We start from the raw sequence: 243 nt of genomic DNA, 5'->3' as shown, positions 1-243 counted from the left end.
TAACTGTTTTGGTGAATGACAGCCCACCAAAAACAAAAACTAATATAATTGTCAGTAACCATGGTGTTACTTCTAAAAAAAAGGCATCAATTAAAAAGCTAACGGAAAGAAATGTAACTCCAATGGTTAACACGTACAATGGACCTTTTCTATCAACAAGTAATCCACCAATGTAACCGAAGATAATAACGCTCATTGTTCCAGGGAAAATAATCACACTGCCAATTGCAGCAGTACTTAGTT

1 pseudogene is annotated in these 243 nt (G+C 35.0%); it reads right to left on the bottom strand.

Annotation, left to right across the window (positions count from 1 at the left end):
* Window positions 1-243 (bottom strand): annotated as a pseudogene (locus AWV70_RS22045) (tetracycline efflux MFS transporter Tet(L)); the annotation flags it as partial.

It is taken from the genome of Sporosarcina koreensis, assembly GCF_001531445.1.
Lineage (GTDB): Bacteria > Bacillota > Bacilli > Bacillales_A > Planococcaceae > Sporosarcina > Sporosarcina koreensis_C.
Note: the sequence above shows the minus strand (reverse complement) of the source record. Positions and strands in the feature narration are given on the sequence as shown.